This is a genomic window from Moorena sp. SIO4A5 (assembly GCF_010672005.1).
Taxonomy (GTDB): Bacteria; Cyanobacteriota; Cyanobacteriia; order Cyanobacteriales; family Coleofasciculaceae; genus Moorena.
Genome location: NZ_JAAHHZ010000452.1, coordinates 1 through 3891, shown reverse-complemented (window position 1 = coordinate 3891; position 3891 = coordinate 1). Strand labels below are relative to the sequence as shown.

Annotated in this window: 3 protein-coding genes and 1 pseudogene; 3 read left to right on the top strand and 1 reads right to left on the bottom strand. The window is 45.6% G+C overall.

Annotation, left to right across the window (positions count from 1 at the left end):
- Positions 1 to 372: 372 nt before the first annotated feature.
- From F6K57_RS39000 to F6K57_RS38990, 3 genes and pseudogenes are all read left to right on the top strand, one after another.
- A pseudogene (locus tag F6K57_RS39000) lies at positions 373 to 786 on the top strand (diguanylate cyclase); the annotation flags it as partial.
- Positions 787 to 828: 42 nt separating this feature from the next.
- Positions 829 to 1719, top strand: coding sequence for an EAL domain-containing protein (locus F6K57_RS38995; protein ID WP_293074037.1), 891 nt, complete (start codon positions 829 to 831; stop codon positions 1717 to 1719).
- Positions 1720 to 2012: 293 nt separating this feature from the next.
- Positions 2013 to 3263, top strand: a complete 1251-nt coding sequence (locus tag F6K57_RS38990; protein WP_293074036.1) for a competence/damage-inducible protein A — start codon at positions 2013 to 2015, stop codon at positions 3261 to 3263.
- A gap of 72 nt (positions 3264 to 3335) precedes the next feature.
- On the opposite strand, the gene F6K57_RS38985 is transcribed toward F6K57_RS38990, so the two are convergent.
- Positions 3336 to 3875 carry a DUF456 family protein gene (locus F6K57_RS38985; protein ID WP_293074034.1) on the bottom strand — a complete coding sequence of 180 codons (540 nt, stop codon included), beginning with the start codon at positions 3873 to 3875 and terminating at the stop codon, positions 3336 to 3338.
- Positions 3876 to 3891 lie beyond the last annotated feature (16 nt).

Here is a 3891-nt window from a genome sequence, read left to right as displayed (position 1 = left end):
GTCAAGGAAAAGAAGTAGCAATGATAAGTGAGTTCTTTTGGAATTGGTTGCGCCGTGTACTTGGAGACTTGTTCGCACGGTGCTTTGGGGACGAAGCGGGAGCAATCCCGCTGACTTACCCGATTTACCCTTAATAAAAATCTCCCTATCTCCCCATATTCCGATCTCCCCATCTCCCCATCTCCCCACACCTCCCACCCTCCCCACCCTCTCTTTAATTATGGGTATTCAACCAGACTTGATATGAGGGGGAACGTCAGGGTGTGATTCTCTTAATGGAAGAGGTAAATTGATCAATTGGTTTTGAGGGGGAATGTCAGGGAATAGGGACTTCGGAGCAGGGAGCTGAGGGGGTGACAACGGCGAGACCAGTTACCTTTGGCTATAATTTTAATTGATGTGGATAGCTTCAAACGCTACAATGATTCCTATGGTCACCAAAACGGTGATCAATGTCTTCAAGAAATCGCCAAAGCTATCGGTGATGTGGTCAAACGTCCAGCTGATTTAGTCGCGCGCTACGGTGGTGATGAGTTTGCGGTACTTTTGCCCAATACCGATGCCTCTGGGGCTACACAGGTTGCCCACTTGATTCAAAAGGCGGTGCAAGGTCTCAACATTATTAATAATAGTAATAATTATAGTAATAATTACAGTTCCCCGATCAGCGAGCAGCTCACCCTGAGTTTAGGAATCGCCAGCGAGATTCCTAAACTGGATCAAAAACCAGGAATGTTAATCGCTAGGGCTGACAGAGCTCTGTATCAAGTCAAAGCCACAGGTGGCGATGGCTACGCAGTATGTACCAACCAAGGCCAGGGCGATAGGTTGGGTTTGGGAAAGTTAGAGGAAGAATTAGAAGAGGAATTGTATAGGGCAGTAGGGCAGCATGAGTTTATACTAAACTATCAGCCAATTATGTCCCTAGAGACCAGGCAAATCCTGGGGTTTGAGGTGTTGGTGCGTTGGCAGCACCCCAAGCAGGGACTGATCAGGCCATCCCAGTTTCTATCGATTGCTGAGCAAACCGGACTGATTCTTCCCCTGGGGGAGTGGGTTTTGAGTACTGCTTGTTGGCAGTTGCATGAATGGCAGCATCTGCGGAATACTATACCATTGTTCATCAGTGTCAACCTTTCTGCACAACAACTGTGCCATCCCACTTTCCTGCCTCAGCTTCAACAAATTTTGCAGGAGACTGGTATATCTGGGAGTAATTTAATATTAGAAATTACCGAAAATTCACTAATAACTGCAAAAGCCGACGGATGTATAGACTTAAACCAACTCCAAGCTGAGGGGATTCAATTAGCCCTAGATGATTTTGGCAGTAGCTACTCTTGTCTGGCTCATTTAACGAATCTGCCGATAAACATCTTTAAAATTGACCCTTTTTTTATCCAAACGATGGAGTCTGACCCCAAAAATGCAGCTATTGTTAAAACTATCATATTTATAGCTCACCAGCTCGGGATAACAGTAACAGCGAAAGCCATCGAAACTCCTGAACAAATGGCAAGCTTGCAAGAGTTAACCTGTGATTATGGGCAAGGTTTTTTTTATCGGAACCAATGGATGCTGAAGCCGCTTCGAGTGTTATCCAAGCGGGTAATTAGGGAATTAGGGAATCGGGAATCGGGAATCGGGAATCGGGAATCGGGAATGGGGAATCGGGAATCGGGAATCGGGAATCGGGAAAAAATATTGTGTACCTCATAACTATTAAAAACGCTATTAATCGATATTGAATATATAATTTAAAAATAGATTATGACATTTTTTTTAATAACAAAATAAATGTCATAATCATAAGCCTAATTCATTTATAAATGAATTAGGATAATTTTTGATGCCATATTACCTACTCCCTACTCCCTATTCCCTATTCCCTATTCCCTATTCCCTGTTCCCTTTTTTGTGAAAACGCTATAGTTTTAAAATTGCTGTCAGTGTGAGATTATAAGATAAGATCCGAAAGAAATGAATGTTATCTTGCCCCTGAGGCATAATCGATGAGTGCAGAAATTATTTGTGTAGGTACTGAACTGCTGCTGGGGGATATTCTCAACAGCAATGCTCAGTTTTTAGCCCAGGAGCTAGCGGCATTGGGGATTCCTCACTACTATCAGACAGTAGTGGGAGATAATATCGGGCGTTTACAGCAAGTATTGGCAATTGCTAGTGAGCGCTCCACTATCCTAATATTTACTGGTGGTCTTGGTCCGACGCCCGATGACTTGACCACGGAAGCGATCGCTAAATTTTTTGGTGCTCCTCTGATTGAAGAACCGGATGTTATAGAGGACATTACTCAGAAGTTTGCCCGGCGGGGACGTCAATTAACTACCAATAACCGCAAGCAAGCCCTAATTCCAGAAGGGGCACAAGTATTACCCAACCTGAACGGAACAGCTCCTGGTATCATCTGGAAACCCCGTGCTGATTTAACCATTCTCACGTTTCCTGGTGTTCCTAGGGAAATGCACCAGATGTGGCGAGACACGGCTGTTCCCTATCTCAAAAGCCAAGGCTGGGGTAAAGAAATCGTTTATAGCCGGATGTTGCGGTTTTGGGGGATTGGAGAATCGGCTTTGGCTGAGAAAGTTGCTCCCTTTTTTGACCTTACCAACCCCACCGTTGCTCCCTATGCTAGTAAGGGACAGGTGAGGTTAAGGGTTTCTGCCCGTGCGGCTTCAGAAAATGAAGCGCAACAGTTAATTGAACCAGTAGCCCAAAAATTACAGGAGATCGGGGGAATTAACTATTTCGGTACTGACACCGATACCCTAGCCTCTGTAGTGGGTCAGCTATTGACGGGTGCCTCAGAAACTTTGAGTGTAGCAGAATCCTGTACTGGCGGCGGTATTGGCAGTATGATAACCAGTGTCCCGGGGAGTTCTAATTACTTTCTGGGGGGTATCATTGCTTATGATAACGCTGTCAAAACTGGTGTACTGGGAGTGAATTCCTCAGATTTGAAGGCGATGGGGGCGGTAAGTAAGGTTGTAGCAGAGCAAATGGCAACGGGAGTGCGATCGCTTCTTTCTTCAACCTGGTCACTGAGTATTACAGGCATAGCTGGACCTGGAGGCAATACCGATACCAAGCCTGTGGGTCTAGTTTACATTGGTCTAGCCGGACCAGATGGCATTTTAGAATGCTACAAGTACACCTTGGGTCAACATCGGAGTCGGTCTGACCTACGTCACATCAGCGCCTGCTATGCCCTCGATCGCCTACGGTGCAAATTGCTGAGTCGGTGAACTTGTTAGTTAGCTTGTTAGGGTTAATTAGCAAGCAGTGCACCCATAACCCTTTTCAATCTAAATTTCAAGCTAAATCCCTGCACCTGGGGGCCAGGTGGTGAAAATAAACACCACCACAGTAGCGATCGCAAGCATTCCCTGAATCAAATTTCCTACCAATGAACCGACCACAATCCCCAAGCCAGCTTTAAAGGATTGCTTAATTCTAGGCTGTAACTTTAACTTCCGTTGATAGAGAAACTCACCTACAAACGCCCCTAACAACGGTCCCAGCACAATCCCTAGTAACGGTCCGCCGAAGGGCAAGGCGGGTAAAAGACCAAAAACCCCCAATAACAAGCCGATTATGGAACCAATTTGTCCCCAATTACTAGCACCAGCTTTTTTGGCTCCCCAGTAAGCGGCTAAAAAATCGACCCCCATACCGAGTAGCCACACAAAGATTGCTACGCCCAATGGCCAGGTGACGCTACTAAAGCCCTCAGCAATACCCCAAATTATGGTGGCAGCTAAAATCAACATGGCACCGGGAATGCCAGGAACAACCGAACCAATAATGCCTACTAGCATCAGCAGAATCAGGAACCAGTACAAAATGATTAACCACATTATTTAAATTCGAAGC